Below are 17,657 nucleotides of genomic sequence, written 5' to 3' on the forward strand. Positions count from 1 at the left end.
CGGTGCCATCGCGTCGGCGATCCGCAGCGCCTGCCGGACGTTCCGCTCCGTCTCGCCGACGAGCGAGCCGAGCAGCGCCCCGACGTCGAGCGTGAGCGTGGGCCGGCCCGTCTCGTTGCCCAGGGCCCTGGCGAACTGCGACTTGCCCGTGCCCGGCACGCCCAGCAGCAGGACGCCGCGGGCGCGGACGCCGGCCCCCCTCCCGGGTCGCAGGGCCCGCGAGCAGAAGTCTTTGAGGGCGTCCAGGCCCCCCAGGTCGGCGAACGCCTCGCCGCCGCGGTGCAGCGTCAGCAGGCCCGACTTCTTCAGCATGCCCGACTTCAGCTCCCACAAGGGCCCGGCGGCGACGCGGCCGTGGCGGACGAGCGAGAGGCTGCAGGCCCCCTCGGCCTCGAACCGCGTCAGCCCGGCGGCCGCGTCCAGGACCCGGTCGAGCTCGTCGCCCCCGGGCAGCTCGCCCGGCTCGCAGGCGATCGAGCGGGCGATGGCCTCCAACTGGCCGCGTCCCGGCAGGTCGTGCTCCAGGACGACGAACTGCTTCTCCAGCTCGACCGGCACCTGGACGACCGGCGACAGCACGACGACGAACGTCCGGGCCTGCTTGCCGGAATTGATCCGCGCGTCGAGGGCCTGGACCACCTCGGGGCTCCCCAGGAAGCGGTGGAAGTTGACCAGGACCAGCAGAGCCGCCCCGTCGGGGGCGGCCATGGCGTCCAGCGCCCGGATCGCCGCCAGCGGGTCGGCGGCGTCGACCCCGGCGTGCGCGGCTGCGCCATCGAGCCTCCGCAGCCCGCCGTCGACGTCCCAGGCGGCCAGCGACCAGCCCTGGGCGCGGCACAGGTCGGCGATCTCGGCCAGGGCGTCCTGGTGCTCGGACGATCGGACCCAGAGGCCGGTGAAGCAGGCGCGCACGTGCTCCGCGAGGCGCTCGGCGAGCGTCATCGAATTCTCCTCGGTGGTGAAGGGGATGCGGGGTGGGGCGGTGGGATATGCGGCGACGTGGGTCGCGGCCGGATCACGTCGGGAGTGGACATGGGCCGGCCGGCCATCGGATCGGATAAGGGCGTCGGCCGACCTCACTGCGACTGCCGCTGCTCCTGATCGGCCTGCAGGCCCTGGTGGAACTCGGCCGTGAGCGACTCGGCCGTCCGCCGGCCCAGGGCCCGCTCGACGAACCGGCTCGCCTCGCGGCACTCGGACCCGGCGAAGCCGCGGGTCCGCACGGACGCGCCGCCCTTGGGGTCGACGAGGATCTCGATGGATTTGCTCAAGACGCACCCCCGACGCTGATGGTCAGCTTGATCGAGCCGTCCGCCAGGGCCTGCTCGATGACGATGCAGCCCCGCTTTCGCGCCTCGATCCGGGCCTTCTCCACCGCGTACGCCTGAGTCAGGCGGTCGAGGTGCTCCGGCGCCCCCCACGCCCCTTCGAAGTTGTCGTAGCGGACCCGGCCGGCGGCCGCGTCGATCACCACCGGGTAGAGCCAGCCGGGCAGCCGGACCAGCAGCCCGGCGGCGGCGCCGGAATAGAGCTCCGCCTCGCCGAAGACCGGCTCGACCAGGCCGAGCCGTCGGCAAGCGGACGCGATCGCTGCCGGGTCGCGTAGCTGGGTCTCGATCGTCACGATGTGGCTCACGGATCTACCTCTCGATGGGAGTAAAGGAAGCCGCCGTATCGGTTCGCCCTACCGTCGAGGGCTAGTCCCTCCGACATGGGTCTATGACGCGATTTCGGCCGGAGTTCAGTGATGTCGACCGCCCCTGCGTCTCTGACTCCGCCTCCCATGAGCGATCGAGCCGCGGGACGGCGAGCGGGGTCCCTGGACCTCGGACCTCGGAGCGGCATGGCCATGGACCCCTTTCAAACCGATGCCCAGGCTGGGGCCCGCGAGCCATTCGGCCCGGCTGACCTGGACGATCGATGGCGCCTCAGGCAGCTGACCCGCGTCGCCGCCCAGCTCGCCGCCGATCCCTCCGCCAGCAACCCCGGGCAGATGGAGGGCTGGGCCGAGGCCAAGTCCGCCTATCGCCTCCCAGCGCCGATGGGGTCGCCTTCGGATTGATCTCCGCCCCACTCACGGCGGACGAGGGCCTGCGACCCCCGGACGTTTCCTGGTATCGGGGGAAACGAGCGAGCTGGACTACGGCATACGTCGTCATGTCCCCTACCTGGCACCGACCGGCAACGGGGGCGGCTACGGCTTCCAGCTCCTTGTCGCGCTGCTTGTCGTGGCGGAAGTGACCGGCGAGCCCGTCTTCTACCGAAAGCCTGGCAACCGCCAGGGAGGACACCCACCAGCCGCTCAATCGCGACATGGAGTCCGAAATCTGGGGTGATGTCAAAGACCTGGCCGGCACGCCCACCGCGACAATTCAGCGGGCCCACGTGCTGGACCGTGGCACCGACGATTTCGACGTCTACCACCGCTCCCGAGAGCCTCGATCCGGCTGGGTCGTGCGTGAAGGCATGGAGCACCGAGGGCGGCCAGCCTCCAGAGTAGGTCCACGTCGGCACGGGCACTGGCAGCAATCTTCCCGGGGCCGAGCGAGTTCCGCCTGCAGCTCTGTGTCAGACCCGGCCAGCCGGCACGCCTCACGCGGCCGGCGGCGTCGCCGGAAGAATCCAGCGACCGCTTAAGTTTTTATGCCGTAATAGGATAAATCCATAGGCAACGCACAGGCTGTGGAACGCCCTCCACAAACTTGACGATGTGAATTCGTTATTGAGCAGGCTTCCAACTTGACGCACGCATTAATGCGGCGATGATGAAAATCCGATAAAATCGATCGTCGGGTGCTACTCGTTGGAGAGGATCTCACGGTAGATGGAGATAACTAACCTTCACAAGAGAGACGCCGGCGGGTCCAATCAGGACGCCATAGTCTTCAGTCGGTGGCATGCAACGCTGGATAACGTAGAGCGACTCCGGCCGTATGCCACGGAGCCCCCCCGATTTCACGGCCTCGCGTCCAATCCACCAAACCCAGAAGGCACTGCGGGGTCCTGTTCGGGATGAAGACGCCGATGACACCTCTTCCGCGGGCCGGCCAGGTCGTCCAGGTGCGGCAGCGTCGATACTTCGTCGAGGAGCTGGTGCCGGCCCGGCCCGGGGATGATTCGGCGCTAGTTCGCATGTCATGCCTCGACGACGACGCCCAAGGGCAGCCGCTCGAGGTGCTGTGGGAGAAGGAGGTCGACCCGGAGATCATCACCTCCGAGGCCTGGCAGGCGATCGCGACTCGTGGGTTCGACCCGCCCAAGGTCTTCTCCGCCTATCTGCACACGCTCCAGTGGAATTGCGTCACGTCGACCGATCCCAGCCTCTTCCAGTCGCCGTTCCGCGCGGGGATTCGGATCGACGCCTATCAGCTCGAGCCGCTGCGCAAGGCGCTCCGCCTGCCGCGGGTGAACCTCTTCATCGCCGACGACGTGGGGCTCGGGAAGACGATCGAGGCGGGGCTGATCGCCCGCGAGCTGCTCCTGCGGAAGAAGGCCCAGGCCGTCGTCGTCGCCTGCCCGCCGTCGATGCTCCCCCAGTGGCGGGACGAGCTCGAGACCCGCTTCGGCATGGTCTTCCAGATCCTGGATAAGGAATACATCGCACGCGTGCGGCAGCAACGGGGATATGGGGTCAATCCCTGGACGACCCACACCCGCTTCCTGATCTCGCATCGGCTGCTGATCGACGAGACGTATACCGCGACCCTTCGCGATTGGCTGGGGGACTTCCGCCCGGGGTCGCTGCTGATCCTCGACGAGGCCCATCACGCCGCTCCGGCGAGCGGGACCCGCTACGCGATCGATTCGAAGTTCACCCGGGCGATCCGCGACCTGGCGGGTCGATTCGAACACCGGCTGTTCCTCTCGGCCACCCCCCACAACGGCCATCCGAACAGCTTCTCGGCCCTGCTCGAGATCCTCGACCCCCAACGGTTCATCCGCGGCGTGCCCGTCAATGCGAAGCTGCGCGACGAAGTGATGGTCCGCCGGCTCAAGGAAGACCTGCGCGTCATCTCCGGCGGGTTCCCGAAACGGACGGTGAGGCAGATCGACATCGAGGGCCTGCCGCCGGAGACGGCCGAGCTCAAGCTCGCCGAGCTGCTCGACCAGTACCGAGAACTCAGGGAGCGGCGCCTCGAAGGCGAGACCAAGAAGCGGCAGGCCGCGGCCTCGCTCCTGATCACCGGATTGCAGCAACGTCTCCTCTCCTCGATCGAGGCGTTCGCCCGCACGCTTCGAGTCCACCGTCGGACCGTGCAGCGCCACTGGGAGGCGAGCCAGGCCGGGCTTCCGGAGCCGAAAGCCGCCTCGGCGAGTCTCGACCTGTTCGCCCATGGCGCGGACCCCGACGACGAGCATGCGACGCTGGGTGAGGACGAACTCCAGGCCGAAGAAGACGCGCAGGTCGAAGCGGCAACCCTTTCCTCGGCGGGCTCGCTCGCCGATCTCTCGGCCCGGACCCTGTTCGTCCGCGAGCAGGAGCTCCTGGACGAGATGACGGAACTCGCCGAGGTCGCGAGGGGGCGGCCGGACGCCCGCGTACTCAAGCTCCTCGACTGGATCCGCGAGAACATGTGTCCGGGCCTGGCCTCCCCTCGCGCCCGCTGGAACGAGACGCGCGTCATCATCTTCACCGAGTACGACGCCACGAAGCGATATCTTCAGCAGCATCTCGGGGCGGCCATCGAGTCGACCGACCGAGGGCAGGAACGGATCCGGATTTATGACGGGCCGACCCTCCAGGCGGATCGCGAGGACATCAAGCGGGCCTTCAACGCCGACCCGAAGAAGAACCCGGTCCGCATCCTGATCGCCACCGACGCCGGCCGCGAAGGCCTTAACCTTCAGACCCACTGCTGGAACCTGTTCCATTTCGACGTTCCATGGAACCCCAGCCGGATGGAGCAGCGGAACGGCCGGATCGACCGAAAGCTCCAGCCGAACGCCGAGGTCTTCTGCCACTACTTCGTCTACAAGCAGCGGGTCGAGGACCGCATCCTCAAGGTGCTCGTCCGCAAGACCGAGACGATCAAGCTCGAGCTCGGCAGCCTTTCCCAGGTCGTCGAGAGCCGCCTGGCCGAGACGCTCAAGCACGGGATCCGTCGCCGCGACATCGACTTCATGGAGAACGAACTCCAATCCGCCGACCTGGACCCGAAGATCAGGGAGGTCGTGCGCGACGAGCTGGAACGGACCGCCGACGATGACGACTCGCTCGAAAGCGAGCAGAGGCTCCGCCTGAAGGAGGACGAGGAGGCGCATCGCCGTCAGGAGGGGCTGAGAGGGCAGATCGACCGGCTCCGCAACCTTCTGGAGAGGTCGGGGAGATCGATCGCGCTGGACGAGACGCACTTCCGCTCGGCCATCTCCTGCGCGTTGCAGCTGATCGGCTCCGATCCGCTCAGGCCGATGGCGACGTCGGAGGACTGGGACCGGCCCGTCACCCGGTTCGAGTTCCCTTCGCTCGACCAGCGGCAGGGGGCCGATTCGAGCTGGGCTGACACGATGGATACGCTCCGGGCCCCGAGGCGGCGGGACCAGAAACCATGGGAGTGGCGAAGTGACTCGCCGATCCGCCCCGTCGTGTTCGAGGACACGGGCCGGATGGACGAGGACGTCGTCCACCTGCACCTCGAACATCGGGTGGTCCAGCGCCTGCTGGGGCGATTCACCGCCCAGGGGTACATCCTCCACGACCTCTCGCGGGCCTGCGTCGCGCAGTCGAAGGACGCCATCCCCCGCGTCGCGTTGATCGGTCGGCTCTGCCTCTACGGCCCTGGGGCGGCCCGCCTCCACGAGGAACTCGTCCCGGTCACGGCTCGCTGGTCGGAACCCTCGCAACGCAAGGAGCCCCTGGCCCCCTACGGTCGTGAGGCCGAGGTGAAGACGCTCGACTTGCTGGAGCACGCGCTCCTCCCGACGAACCTCCCGGAAGTCGATCCCGTCGTCCAGGACAAACTCCGAGGGACCGCGGCTCAGGACCTCGACGAACTGCTTCAGCACCTCGAGCGACGTGGCCGGGAACTCGCGGAGGGTGCCCGCATCGCGCTAGCCAGGCGGGCCGATCAGGAGGCGAAGGCGATGGCGGAGATCCTCGAATTGCAGAGGAAGCGCGTCAAGCAAACGGCCGACAAGCACCGCTCGCCGCAGCTCGAGTTCGAGTTCGGCGACCTCGACCAGGACGAGCGCCGCCAACTCGATTCGAACAAGCGGCACTGGGAGAAGCGGCTGGCCGCGATCGACGACGAGTTGACCACCGAGCCGGAACGCATCCGTTCGGTGTACGATGTGAAAGCCCAGCGGATCGAGCCGGTGGGGTTGATCTATATCTGGCCGGTGACGGGATAGCAGGAAGAACGATGGCGATCGACCCCGAATTCCAACGCAACAAGGAATGGCTCGGCTACGTGCAGCCGGTGGGCCTCGTGGTCTCGCCCCCCGCCCTCTCGGCGGCGCAGGCGTTCCCGAACAGGAACATCATCCCCGACCACGCCCGCTTCCTCGATTGCGTCTCCGAAGTCGACCTCCCCGGGAAGGACGACCCGGCGCCGGCCGTCCTGGACCTGCCGAGGTTCTGCTCGGAAGTGCTGGGCTGGAGGCCCGAGGATCTCGTCGGCTCGCCCCAGGGCGGCCCCCTCCCCGATTCGCTCGAAGTCGCCCTGCCCGAGTACAACGAGACGCTCCGGCCCACCTACGCGCTCCGCGAGGACGAGCCCGGCCCGGACGGCGATCGCCCCTGGATGATGCTCATCGAGGCCCTCCCCACCGGGGCCGGGCTCGACGAGGTCGGCGAGACGGACGACCACCGCTGGCAGGCGAGCCGCCAGGCGCGGTTCGAACGGCTGCTGCGCGAGACGCAGGTCCCCATCGGGTTGCTCGCCAACGGCACGCAGTTCCGCCTGGTCTACGCCCCGCGCGGCGAGACTTCGGGCCACGCGACTTTCAGCGTCAAGGACATGACCGAGGTCGCCGGGCGGCCGATCTTCGCGGCCTTGCACATGCTGCTTTGCGAGGAGCGGCTCTTCTCGCTCGGGCCCAAGCAGCGCCTCCCCGCGATCCTGTCGGACAGCCGCAAGTACCAGAACCTCGTCTCCACCCAGCTCGCCCAGCAGGTGCTCGAGGCCCTCTATGAACTCGTCCGGGGGTTCCAGGCGGCCGACGAGCGGTCGAAGGGCGAACTGCTCCGGGCCGTGCTGGAGGACGACCCGAACCACGTCTACGCGGGACTGCTCACCGTGCTGATGCGGCTCGTCTTCGTGCTCTACGCCGAGGATCGCGGGCTCGTCTCCAGCGACGAGGTCTACCAGAAGTTCTATGCGATCACCGGCCTCTTCGAGCGGCTCCGCGAGGATGCCGGCCGGCACACCGACACGATGGACCACCGCTACGGCGCGTGGCCGCAGCTCCTGACGCTCTTCCGCCTGATCCACGACGGCGGCCGGCACGGCGGGTTGAAGCTCCTGGCGCGGAAGGGCTACCTGTTCGACCCGGACCGCTACCCTTTCCTGGAGAGGCGGCCCAGGGGCTCGAAGCGGCGGCCCGGCGAGTCGATCGCCCCGCCGCACGTCTCCGACGGCGTCGTCTTCCGCGTGCTCCAGAACCTGCTCATCCTCGACGGCGAGCGGCTGAGCTACCGGACGCTCGACGTCGAGCAGATCGGCTCGGTCTACGAGACGATGATGGGGTTCAACCTGGAAGTGGCCCGGGGCCGCTCGATCGCCATCAAGCCGAAGAAGGCCCACGGCGTTGACCGCGATCAATCTCGACGAGCTGCTCGCCCAGAAGCCCGGCGAGCGGGCGAAGTGGCTCAAGCAGAAGGCCGATCAGGAGTTCACCGGCCAGGCCGCGACGGCGCTCAAGGCGGCCGAGACGCCCGAGGACGCCGTCGCCGCGCTGGAGAAGAAGGTGGCGAAGGCCGCCACACCGGGCATCGTGCCGCCGGGGGCGATGGTGCTCCAGCCGAGCGACGAACGCCGCAAGTCGGGCTCGCACTACACGCCGCGTTCGCTCACCGAGCCGATCGTGCGGACCACCTTGCGGCCGATCCTGGAGCGACTCGGGGAATCGCCCAGGCCGGAGCAGATCCTCGACCTCAAGGTCTGCGACCCGGCGATGGGCTCCGGGGCGTTCCTGGTCGAAGCCTGCCGACAGCTCGGCGATGCGCTGGTCAAGGCCTGGCACGCGCACGACGGCCTGCCGGCGATCCCGCCGGACGAGGACGAGGTGCTGCACGCCCGCCGGGTCGTCGCCCAGCGCTGCCTTTACGGGGTCGACAAGAACCCGATGGCGGTCGACCTGGCGAAGCTCTCGCTCTGGCTCGCGACCCTGGCGAAGGAGCATGCCTTCACCTTCCTCGACCATGCCCTGCGGTACGGCGATTCGCTGGTGGGCCTCGGCAAGGCGCAGATCCTCGGGTTTCACTGGAAGCCCGAGAAGCAGCAGGACTTCGCGCGCGCCGCGATCGAAGGTCAGCTCAACCGGGCGATGGAGCAGCGTCGCCAGATCCGCGAGGCCCCCGAAGGGACCTCCGACGCCTTGCTTCGCGAGAAGTTCCAGGCGGCCGACGGCTTCCTCGATCAGGCGCGTCGGTACGGCGACCTGGTGATCTCCGCCTTCTTCGCCGGGGACAACGACCGGAAACGGAAGGAACGGCTGGAATCGATCGCGGACGACCTCGCGGCCCAGCGTTCCGCGTACACCGTCGAGCGGCACGCACGTCTCGAACGGGCCGTCGACGACCTGCGGGGGGGGACGAACCCACTCGTGCCGTTCCACTGGGAGATCGAGTTCCCCGAGGTCTTCGACCGACTGCGTTCGGGGTTTGACGCCTTCGTCGGAAATCCTCCATTCCTCGGAGGCACCAAAATCTCGACGTTCTCGGGAATGAGCTACTTTCAATGGCTCACGACGAGTTTCCCGCCCGCAGGTCATCATTGTGACCTCGTTGTCTACTTCTTCAGGCGCGCCTTCGATCTCCTTGGTGATACCGGCGCGATGGGCCTCGTGGCAACTAAGACTGTCTATCAAGGGGACTCGCGGGAAGGGGGCTTAGGCACAATCCTCAAGAGAGGAGGTCAGATAATCGAAGCGACTAAACGACTAGCCTGGCCCGGTGATGCTGCGGTCATTGTAAGCATTGTGCATGTCACCAAGTGTGACAGGCCTGCAGCGGTATTCTTGAACGGCAAGCAAGTGGAACGGATCTCCGCATATCTGCTGCCTGGCAGGATCGACGAAACTCCCTCTGTCTTGGCAAGCAATCCTCTGTCATCTATCGGAAGCAAGATTTATGGGCAGGGATTTCTATTCGATGATACAGATTTAAAGTCCAACCCGTTCGATCTCATGCAGCAAGTAGTTGAACTGAACAGCAAGAATTCAAGCCGTATTTTCCCATACATTGGCGGAGAAGAAATCAATAGTGATCCACGGCAAAACCCAAGCAGGCACGCGATCTATTTGTGCGACATCGAGACTGAAGAAGATCTGGATTCCTGGCCGGAACTTCGTGTAATTGTAGAGCGCAAGGTAAAGCCTGAGCGATTGTCGCTAGGGATGAATCCAAACAACATCCCGCTCCGACGTCGTTGGTGGGCATACCAGGCGCACCGCCCAGATGTGTATCGCACGATTCGCCAGCACGAGAGAGTCTTGGTTGCGTCGCAAGTCAGCAATCATATCGCATTTTGCTTCTGCCCTTCTTCTTGGATATTCTCGCAGACTGCGAATCTGTTTGCCATTCACGCCTTTGGACCATTCGCGGTGCTGCAGTCACGCGCGCATGAGTCTTGGGCGAGAGTCTTTGCTTCTTCTATGAAAGACGACCTTCGCTACACAGCTTCAGACTGCTTCCAGAACTTTCCTTTTCCTGCAACCTTCGAGATTAGCCCTCCACTCGAACTTGCCGGCAAGTGCTATTATGAGTTCCGCGCCGACCTCATGGTCCGCAACAACGAGGGCCTGACCAAGACCTACAACCGATTCCACGACCCCGAGGAACGCTCGCCCGACATCCTCAGGCTCCGCGAGCTGCACGCGGCGATGGACAGGGCCGTCCTCGAAGCCTACGGTTGGGATGACCTCGCCGGGTCGGCCGCGTGCGAGTTCCTGCTCGACTACGAGGAGGACGAGGACGACGAGGAGTCGTCCGGCGGCCGACGCCGCAAGAAGCCCTGGCGTTACCGCTGGCCCGACGACTTCCGCGACGAGGTCCTCGCCCGTCTCCTCGAACTGAACCGTCGGCGCGCCGAGGAGGAGCGGTTGTCGGGCCTCGCCGCCGCGGCCGCGCAGGTCAAGTCCGGCAAGAAATCGGGCGGCGGCAGGAAGACCACCCGGAAGAACGCCGCCCAGGGCGACCTGTTCGAGATCTCATGATGGCCAAGGCGAAGTCGACAACCCGACGCACCGCCCCCGCCCGCCTGGCCGACGCCGCGCCCGCGTCGACGGCGGACCGCCTGCTGGGCGACCTCCGCTCGCTCATCGAGGCCGCCCGCGACCAGACGGCGAAGGCGGTGAACTCGGCGCTGGTCGGCCTCTACTGGCACATCGGCAAGCGGATCCGCGAGGACGTCCTCCACGACCGACGGGCCGAGTACGGCGACGCGATCGTTTCGACGCTGTCGAGACGATTGACCGCGGAGTACGGCCGAGGGTTCTCCGAACCGAGCCTCCGGCACATGATACGCTTCGCCGAGGTCTTTCCGGACGAGGCGATTGTCTCCGCACTGCGGAGAGATTTGAGCTGGACGCATTTCAAGGAGATCCTCTACCTCGACGACCCGCTCAAACGGGACTTCTATGCGGAGATGTGCCGGATCGAACGGTGGAGCACGCGGACGCTCCGGCACAAGATCGGCCATCTGCTCTTCGAGCGCACGGCCCTGAGCAAGAAGCCGGACGAGCTGATCGCGCAGGACCTCGCCGCGCTCCGGGACGAGGACCGGATGACGCCCGACCTCGTCTTCCGCGACCCCTACTTCCTCGACTTCCTCGGGCTCACGCAGCCGTACGCCGAGAAGGACGTCGAGCAGGCGATCCTTCGCGAGCTGGAGGCGTTCATCCTGGAGCTGGGGACCGACTTCGCCTTCGTAGCCCGGCAGAAGCGGATCTCCGTGGACAGTGAGGACTACTACCTCGACCTGCTGTTCTACCACCGCCGCCTGCGCCGACTGGTGGCCGTCGAGCTCAAGCTCGACAGGTTCCAGGCCGCCGACAAGGGGCAGATGGAGCTCTATCTCCGATGGCTGGAGAGGTACGACGCGAGGCCCGGAGAGGAGCCGCCGATCGGCTTGATCCTGTGCGCCGAGAGGTCGGAGAAACAAGTCGAACTGCTCCAACTCGACAAGAGCGGCATCCGCGTGGCCCAGTACTTGACGGAGCTTCCCCCGCGCGAGTTGCTGGAGAAGAAGCTGCGCGATTCGATCCGACTGGCGCGCGAGCATTTGGCGGCGGAGCGTCGGGAACCGACGCCCGACCCTGAACCGAAGACGCCCCCCCCGCCCGCGGCGGCCGCCAAGGCGCGAAACTCCAGAAGAAGCAAGAAGCCCCGCGATGCATAGCCCGATCACTTCCGTGGACGTTCGACGCGGCCTGCTCCACGCCCTGAGGCTCGACCTCGTCGGTCCGGATTCGACCCTCGGATCGCTCGACGAGGTCCTCGACCAGGCCCCCTCGCGATTCTACCTGACCGGCTTCCTCGTCCCCTCGGACGCCGGCACGGTGCAGCGAGTCGACGTCGACAGCACCGACGAGGTCGACGCGGCGGGCGAGTCCTCCTCCGCCGACGACGCGACGACGCCCGAACCGCCCGCCGCCCGCCAGAAATATCTCCCTTCGTCGATCGGCCTGAGCCTGCTCCTCCCGAAGGAGGCCGAGAGCCTCCACGTTCGCGTCCGCTGGGGCGATTACCGGCACCGCCTCGAAGGCGAAGCTCCGAGGCAGGACGAACGTTGGGATCGGACGGATCGCGAAGGCGAGCTGACGTTGCGGATTCCCGCCTCGCGGGGAAAGGCCCCCGCCGAATCGGACGTGCCCGGGAGCGCGGGCCTCCGCGTCGCCCTGGCCGTCCGGGACGTGGTGAGCGACGGGCAAGACTGCCAGCTCCCCGTGGGGACCCGGTCGGTCTCGGTGTTCCTGGTCAACCGACGCCCGCCCTCACCCGACGAGGTCCGCGACGAGGCGTTCGCCTTCCAGACCCAGCTCGAGGTCACCAGCGACGAGCCCTTCGTCCCCCGCCCCAACGTGCGGAGCCTCGGCAGCGACGACTGGGACGACCGCGTCGCCGACCTGCAATACCGCGACGTGTGCGAGTACGCCGTCGGCCATAACGTGGCCACCGAGCTGGATCTCTGCGACGGTCGTTGCTACAAGGTCCGCACCTGCTGGACGCCCCAGGCGGAAGTCGAACGGGTCGCCCCGGTCGAGATGAAGAGCGTCGAACTCTCGATGGATCGGCTGGGCGCGCTCGCCGACGGGCACGACGCCCGCGAGAGGCTCTCGCCCCTGGCGACCGAATACCGCGCGTGGATCGAGTCCCAGCAGTTGAAAGCCCCGGGCTCGCCGCCGCGACGCAAGGAGACCGTCGAGGAACTCCTGAATCGGGCGAGGGTCGCCGCGAGCCGCATCGAGCAGGGCATCACCCTGCTGGACGATCCCGAGTGCCTGGAGGCGTTCAGGACCGCCAATCGCGCGATGGCGACCGCGGCGAGGCGCCGGTTGGGCGTGATGCGGAACAAGTCGCCGGAGTCGGTCGAGCCTAGGTGGCGGCCGTTTCAGCTGGCGTTCCTCCTGATGAACTTGAAGGGCCTCGCCCAGCCGACCGACCCGGACCGGGAAGTGGTGGACCTGCTGTTCTTCCCGACGGGCGGCGGCAAGACCGAGGCCTACCTCGGCCTGGCGGCGTTCACGCTGGTCCTTCGCCGCCTGCGGAACCCCGGTATCCGCTCGGCGGGCCTCTCCGTCCTGATGCGCTACACGCTGCGACTGCTGACCCTCGATCAGCTCGGCCGTGCATCGACACTGATCTGCGCCCTGGAGCTGGAGAGGCAGCAAGACGTCGGGAAGCTGGGAGAGTGGCCCTTCGAGATCGGATTGTGGGTCGGCAAGGCGGCCACGCCGAACGTCATGGGCCGCAAGGGGGACAACAACAAGGACTCGGCGCGGGCGAAGACGATCGCCTTCCAGAACGACGACCGCAAGCCTTCCCCGATCCCGCTCGAAGACTGCCCCTGGTGCGGCACCAAGTTCAAGTCGTCCTCCTTCCGCCTCGTCCCGAACCCCGGCGAGCCGACCGACCTGCGGATCAACTGCGTCAACCGCGACTGCGCGTTCAGCAGGGGGAACCCCCTGCCCATCCTCGCGGTCGACGAGCCGATCTACCGCCGCCTGCCCTGCTTCCTGATCGCGACGGTCGACAAGTTCACCGCCATGCCCTGGACCGGAGAGGTGGGTGCGTTCTTCGGACGAGTCCAGCGTCACGACAAGCAGGGGTTCTACGGCCCCTGCCATCCGACGGCGGGAAACGCCCTCCCCGTCGATCGGCTTCCTCCTCCGGACCTGATCGTCCAGGACGAGTTGCACCTGATCTCCGGCCCCCTCGGGACGATCGCCGGCCTCTACGAGACCGCCCTCGACGAGTTGTGCACGCGCGAGGTCGACGGCAAGCGGGTTCGGCCCAAGATCGTTGCCTCCACCGCCACGGTGCGCCGCGCCGAGAAGCAGATCCGGGCCCTGTTCAATCACCACCTGGTCGACATCTTCCCGCCCCCCGGCCCGGACCGTCGCGACTCGTTCTTCGCCGAGACGCACACGACCGCCCGGAGCAACGCCCGGCTCTATCTGGGCGTCGCCGCCCAGGGGAGGAGCCCGAAGGTCGTGATGCTCCGGGTCTACGTCGCGCTCCTGGCCGCGGCCCAGGGCTGGTACGAGCGGCACGACCGCAAATCGGGCCTGCCGAACCCGGCCGACCCGTACATGACGGTGCTCGGCTATTTCAACAGCCTCCGGGAACTGGGCGGCGCGAGACGATTGATCGAGGACGAGGTGCGCAACCGCGTCTCTCGTTACGCGACGCGGATGCGCGTCGGTGAGGAGGCCGGCCCCTTCGTCGACCGCGACATCGACTACGACCCGGTCGAGCTCACGAGCCGGGAGAGCACCGCCAAGGTCTCCGAGGCGAAACGCCGGCTTTCGCTGACTTTCGACGAGAAGGGCAAGGTCGACGTCGCCATCGCGACCAACATGATCTCGGTGGGACTCGACATCACCCGGCTCGGCCTGATGGTCGTCTTCGGACAGCCCAAGACGAGCGCCGAGTATATCCAGGCCTCAAGTCGCGTCGGCCGCGATGAGGACAGGCCGGGCCTGGTCGTCTCGATCCTCAACGTGCACAAGCCGCGCGACCGTTCGCACTTCGAGCGGTTCTGCGCCTACCACGAATCCTTCTACCGCAGCGTGGAGGCGACGAGCGTGACGCCGTTCTCCCCTCGCGCCCTCGATCGGGCCCTGGCGGGCACCCTCGTGGCGCTGGCCCGGCAGGGCCACACGCCGATGACCGCCCCCAGGGGAGCCGCGGAGATCCTGCGTGAACGTACGACGCTGGAATCCGCGGTCGAGGTCCTGGCGGAAAGGGCCTTCGGACACGACCGGAGCCTGACGGAACAGGAAAGTCAGCGGCTACGCCAGCGAGTCCGTGAACGTTCCCTCGACCTGCTCGACGAGTGGAGCAAGGCGGCGGACGAGGCGCAACTGGTCGGGGGCGCCCTGCAATATCAGGCGGAGGTCGGCGGCAGCGCCCCCCGCCTCCTCCATGAGTTCCTGAGCCCCGACGTGAGAAATCTCCCGCCGCAGAACCGCAAGATGAAGTTCCGCGCGAACCGCTCGATGCGCGACGTGGAGCCGAGCGTGAACCTCTGGCTCACGACCCTCGACGGCGTTTCCATCGAGGAGGACGAAGCATGAATCGACGACCCGGTGCGAGACCTTCCGGACAAATCCGTCGCAGCCAGATCATCACGACATTCGGCCCGGGGGCGATGGTCGACCTGCCGAATCATTCCGTGCTCATCGGCGGCCTCGACTCCTGGTCTCCTCGCGGCGACGAAATCGTGGAGCCGCGGCTCCAGGCGAAGCTGGCCGCGATCCTTGGAGTCCCTTCCATCCAAATCTTCTCCCCGCCCGCGGACCAGGAAGACCCGACCGCACCCCAGACCGGTATCACGGTGTTCCAGTTCCCCGAGTGGTTCATCACCCAGGACGTCGAGCCGACCTTATTCAACCCGGGCGCGCGATCCCGGATGCTCGTGCATCGCAACGTCCTCGTCCGTGGGAAGTTCATCGACCAGGACCGCAAAAGACGGACGGTCGTGCCGATCCGCTTTGTGCGCGCCTGCCCCGCCGGCCACATCGGGGACATCGACTGGTACGAGTTCGCCCACAACGGGCCGACGGAATGCCGCCGCCCGCTCTGGATCGATGAGCGCGGCACGAGCGGCGACTTGAGGGAGATCTTCATACGGTGCGAGTGCGGTCGGGCGGAACGCAGCCTGGGCCAGGCGGCCATCGCCGCCAACCGGTCGTTGGGAAACTGCAACGGCTCCAGGCCGTGGCTCGGGCCTTACACCAGGGAACCGTGCGGCGAGCCCAATCGCCTGTTGATTCGAACTGCGAGCAACGCTTATTTCTCCGAGAAGATGACCGTCATCTCTCTGCCGGACCGTGACGAGGCGGTGGCCCAGGCCGTCGATGCCGCCTGGGAGTTCCTCGAGGCGGTCGAATCCTTGGAAGATCTTCGGTACGAGCGGAAGAAGTCCAAGGTCAAGGCCGCGCTCGACGGCATCAGCGATGCAGAGGCCTTCGAGGAGATCCGCTTGCGGCAGGACGGGCGGCCCAAGGTGGACAAGACGGTCAAGTTCGCGGAACTCGAGACCCTCATCGCGAGCGAGGAGGAAGTCGGCGAGGACAAGCCCGACGGCAACTTCTTCGCCAGGTCCCTGCCCCCCCAATTGTGGGACCGTCCCTGGATGGAGCCGATCGAGCGCGTGGTGCTCGTCCATCGGCTGCGGGAGGTCGCAGCCCAGGTGGGATTCACCCGCTTCGAGGCCGCGGCCCCCGACACGGACGGCGAACTCGCGATGGATGTCCAACGTGCGGCCCTCTCGCGGGAGCCGAGCTGGCTCCCGGCGATCGAGAACCGCGGTGAAGGGGTCTTCCTCCTCTTCCGCAAGAAATCGGTGGACGATTGGCGAGCCAGGCCCGACCTCCAGATCCGAGCGAGAGCTTTATCACGTGGGTTCGACATCTGGAGTCGGGAGCATGAGGGGACGCACCGAGAGTTTCCGGGGCTCCCGTATCTCATGCTTCACTCCTTCGCGCACTTGCTGATCACGGCGGTCTCTCTGGAATGTGGATACCCCGCAAGCTCGATTCGCGAGCGCATCTACGCCATCCCCGAACTCGGGTATGGGGTCTTGCTCTACACCGGCAGTTCAGACGCCGAAGGGACGCTCGGCGGGCTCGTCCAGGTAGGACGTCGGATCCACGACCACGTCCGAAATGCGCTGGAGATGGGCGAACTCTGCTCGAACGACCCGGTCTGCGCCCAGCACGATCCCCCGAATGCGCACGAGCAACGCTTCCTCCACGGCGCCGCCTGTCATGGCTGTCTGCTCATTGCAGAAACCTCGTGCGAGCAGCAGAACGAGTTTCTCGATCGAGCATTGGTCGTCCCGACCGTCGAGCGGTCGGGCATCGAGTTCTTCAAGCTCCCCCCGACATGACCAAGCACCTGCTGTCGCTGTCGTCGAACGACCTGACCGGCCTCGCCCTGGCTCTGAAGTCGGGTCGATTGGTCCGGCCCTTCAGTCCAATCGGCATCCGGAGGATCCTCGCGACCGGCACTGTTGCGGGCGTGCTCCTGGACCTCGAGCGCCTGACAGACTCGGGATGGTCGCCCGATCAGATTGGGTCGTTCCTCGACATGATCGTCGCGGACCGACGGTCACGCCCGGCGCTCGAGGATCGAATCGACCTGGTCACCACCGGACCCGACGTGGCCGGCGTGGTCAATCGGGATACCAGTGTGGTCGTGCGCGAACTCTTCTCGACCGCGACGAGTTCGGTGCTGATCGCAGGATACGCCGTTTATCAGGGCCAGAAGGTTTTCCGAGCTCTCGCCGATCGCATGCAGGAGCGACCAGAACTCGAAGTGCGGATCATCCTGGATATCCAGCGTGGTCTCGGAGACTCATCGTCGGCGAGCGAGCTGGTGAAGCGCTTCGCAGCTCGATTCCGCTCACATCAGTGGCCGTCGGGCCGCCCTTTCCCCGAATTGTTCTTCGATCCAAGATCTGTGGAGCAACAGGCTGAAAGGCGAACATGCATGCATGCCAAGTGCATCGTGGTCGATCTCCACAGTGTTTTCGTCTCATCCGCAAACTTCACGGAGGCGGCCCAGCAAAGGAACATCGAAGTCGGCCTGATAATCCGCTCGAGCCAACTCGCGGATCGCGTAACGCTGTTTTTCTCATCCATGATCTCCGCCGGCTTCCTCTCGTCAATCCCGATGATAGAACTGGAAGCTCCTGGTTAAGCCGCAGTGCCCGTTAAATAGCCCTAAGATAAGGGCCCCCCCCGCCATTCTGAGGGTTCATACCCGTTCC

At 66.5% G+C, this 17,657-nt stretch carries 10 protein-coding genes and 1 pseudogene; 8 read left to right on the forward strand and 3 right to left on the reverse strand.

Going from position 1 to position 17,657, the window contains the following annotated elements; genetic code table 11:
* The 3 genes from G6O68_RS26855 to G6O68_RS26865 form a co-directional block, all read right to left on the reverse strand.
* A partial coding sequence (locus tag G6O68_RS26855) for an AAA family ATPase (protein WP_165251971.1) occupies positions 1-942 on the reverse strand: 942 nt, incomplete at its 3' end.
* A 134-nt stretch (positions 943-1,076) separates the two neighbouring features.
* On the reverse strand, positions 1,077-1,271 hold the full coding sequence (locus G6O68_RS26860) for a DUF2997 domain-containing protein (protein ID WP_165251973.1): 195 nt from the start codon (positions 1,269-1,271) through the stop codon (positions 1,077-1,079).
* Positions 1,268-1,636, reverse strand: coding sequence for a hypothetical protein (locus G6O68_RS26865; RefSeq protein ID WP_165251975.1), 369 nt, complete (start codon positions 1,634-1,636; stop codon positions 1,268-1,270). The genes G6O68_RS26860 and G6O68_RS26865 overlap by 4 nt, the downstream gene beginning before the upstream one ends.
* A 213-nt stretch (positions 1,637-1,849) precedes the next feature.
* Between G6O68_RS26865 and G6O68_RS26870 the strand changes: the two genes are divergently transcribed.
* From G6O68_RS26870 to drmC, 8 genes and pseudogenes are all read left to right on the forward strand, one after another.
* A complete protein-coding gene (locus G6O68_RS26870) occupies positions 1,850-2,062 on the forward strand; it encodes a transposase DNA-binding-containing protein (protein ID WP_165251977.1) in 213 nt (70 codons plus the stop codon).
* A gap of 962 nt (positions 2,063-3,024) precedes the next feature.
* The gene (gene drmD / locus G6O68_RS26875; protein ID WP_165251979.1) at positions 3,025-6,348 is read left to right on the forward strand and encodes a DISARM system SNF2-like helicase DrmD; all 3,324 of its coding nucleotides are present in this window, start codon (positions 3,025-3,027) and stop codon (positions 6,346-6,348) included.
* 11 nt (positions 6,349-6,359) lie between these two features.
* Positions 6,360-7,082, forward strand: a pseudogene (locus tag G6O68_RS33655) (Eco57I restriction-modification methylase domain-containing protein); the annotation flags it as partial.
* Between the two features lie 664 nt (positions 7,083-7,746).
* Positions 7,747-10,374: an Eco57I restriction-modification methylase domain-containing protein gene (locus G6O68_RS26885; RefSeq protein ID WP_165251983.1), complete on the forward strand. Its 2,628-nt coding sequence runs from the start codon at positions 7,747-7,749 to the stop codon at positions 10,372-10,374.
* Positions 10,374-11,558: a PDDEXK nuclease domain-containing protein gene (locus G6O68_RS26890; protein WP_165252067.1), complete on the forward strand. Its 1,185-nt coding sequence runs from the start codon at positions 10,374-10,376 to the stop codon at positions 11,556-11,558. Before G6O68_RS26885 ends, G6O68_RS26890 begins: the two co-directional genes overlap by 1 nt.
* On the forward strand, positions 11,551-14,958 hold the full coding sequence (drmA, locus tag G6O68_RS26895) for a DISARM system helicase DrmA (RefSeq protein WP_165251985.1): 3,408 nt from the start codon (positions 11,551-11,553) through the stop codon (positions 14,956-14,958). Before G6O68_RS26890 ends, drmA begins: the two co-directional genes overlap by 8 nt.
* On the forward strand, positions 14,955-16,775 hold the full coding sequence (gene drmB / locus G6O68_RS26900) for a DUF1998 domain-containing protein (RefSeq protein ID WP_165251987.1): 1,821 nt from the start codon (positions 14,955-14,957) through the stop codon (positions 16,773-16,775). The genes drmA and drmB overlap by 4 nt, the downstream gene beginning before the upstream one ends.
* Positions 16,772-17,587, forward strand: coding sequence for a DISARM system phospholipase D-like protein DrmC (gene drmC / locus G6O68_RS26905; RefSeq protein WP_165251989.1), 816 nt, complete (start codon positions 16,772-16,774; stop codon positions 17,585-17,587). The genes drmB and drmC overlap by 4 nt, the downstream gene beginning before the upstream one ends.
* The last annotated feature ends 70 nt before the right edge of the window (positions 17,588-17,657 follow it).

The organism is Paludisphaera soli, from assembly GCF_011064595.1.
GTDB lineage: Bacteria > Planctomycetota > Planctomycetia > Isosphaerales > Isosphaeraceae > Paludisphaera > Paludisphaera soli.

What these genes read in the sequence shown, in the direction of transcription:
- drmD (WP_165251979.1), top strand. Translation starts at nt 3,025, where the DNA reads ATGACACCTCTTCCGCGGGCCGGCCAGGTCGTCCAGGTGCGGCAGCGT.
- drmB (WP_165251987.1), top strand. Translation starts at nt 14,955, where the DNA reads ATGAATCGACGACCCGGTGCGAGACCTTCCGGACAAATCCGTCGCAGC.
- G6O68_RS26870 (WP_165251977.1), top strand. Translation starts at nt 1,850, where the DNA reads ATGGACCCCTTTCAAACCGATGCCCAGGCTGGGGCCCGCGAGCCATTC.
- drmA (WP_165251985.1), top strand. Translation starts at nt 11,551, where the DNA reads ATGCATAGCCCGATCACTTCCGTGGACGTTCGACGCGGCCTGCTCCAC.
- G6O68_RS26890 (WP_165252067.1), top strand. Translation starts at nt 10,374, where the DNA reads ATGGCCAAGGCGAAGTCGACAACCCGACGCACCGCCCCCGCCCGCCTG.
- drmC (WP_165251989.1), top strand. Translation starts at nt 16,772, where the DNA reads ATGACCAAGCACCTGCTGTCGCTGTCGTCGAACGACCTGACCGGCCTC.